At 71.9% G+C, this 1,056-nt stretch carries 1 protein-coding gene and 1 pseudogene; one reads left to right on the forward strand and one right to left on the reverse strand.

The genetic code is table 11. The annotated features are described in order from the left end of the window. Window positions 1–495, reverse strand: a pseudogene (locus EGM46_RS14510) (CCA tRNA nucleotidyltransferase); the annotation flags it as partial. A 53-nt stretch (window positions 496–548) separates the two neighbouring features. Between EGM46_RS14510 and EGM46_RS14515 the strand changes: the two are divergent. After that, window positions 549–1,056, forward strand: a 508-nt coding sequence (locus EGM46_RS14515; RefSeq protein ID WP_206427602.1) for a DUF6049 family protein, incomplete at its 3' end; no start/stop codon positions are given.

Here is a 1,056-nt window from a genome sequence, read left to right on the forward strand (position 1 = left end):
GGCGGCCGGCGCCCCCGGGGTGTGGATGCGGCCAGCGAGCAGATCCTCCACGCCGCCGGACACGTCGACGAGGCGCAGCTCCGGGAGCATCAGCGCGAGCGCGTTGATCGTGAAGTCGCGGCGCACCAGGTCGCCCTCGATCGTGTCGCCGTAGCTCACGCTCGGCTTGCGCGAATCTTCCCGGTACACCTCGGCGCGGTAGGTGGTGATCTCGACGACCTCGCCGTGCACGCGCGCGGCGATCGTGCCGAAGTCGCGGCCAACATCCCACACGTTGCCGCTCAGTCCGTCGAGGATCTCGCGCGTCTCTTCCGGCCGCGCGGAGGTCGTGAAGTCGAGATCGGTCACGGACCGGCCCAGCATCGCATCGCGCACGGGACCGCCGACGAGGGCGAACTCGTGGCCGCGCTCGGCGAACGCCGCGGCGAGGGTCGCAACGGGTGCGGAGGCGGCGATGGCGCGCAGTGCGTCCATGGACTCAGCGAGGGAAAGCATCACACCAGGGTACCTGGGCCAGCGTCACAGAGCTGCTCTTTAGACTGGTACCCATGGCCCGTGTTCCCCTTTTTCGCGCGTTCACCGCGACGCTGCTCGCGGTCGGCCTCTCGGCGGGCTGCCTGCTCGGAATCGGGGCTGCCGGCGCGCAGGCGAGCGCGGGATCCCGCGCCGGAATCGCGGACGCCGAGGGCGACGCAGGCGCTGAGCCGAGCGCGGTCCCCGAGGAGCCCGCGACACTCGTCGTCGCGGCGAGCGACCCGGTGCTGCGCCCCGACACTGCGCAGCTCGAGGTGTCCATCCTCGTGCGGAATCCAACGGCGGAGGAGCTGCCGGCCGGCGAGCTGGTGGTGGGCCTCAGCGCGAAGGCCGTCACCGAAGCCGCGGAGCTTGCCCAGCCGCCACGCGACGACGCGACGACGCTCGGCACGCTCCAGGTGGGGGCCACCCAGCCGGGAAAGAGCCAGGCGCTCACGCTCACCATTCCGCGCTCAGCGGTGCCGCTCACGGCGAGCACTCCTTTTGGTGTGCACCTGCTGAGCGCCGAGCTGCGCGCGGAGG

The sequence above is a fragment of the Leucobacter chromiireducens genome, assembly GCF_003917135.1.
GTDB classification, from domain to species: domain Bacteria; phylum Actinomycetota; class Actinomycetes; order Actinomycetales; family Microbacteriaceae; genus Leucobacter; species Leucobacter chromiireducens_A.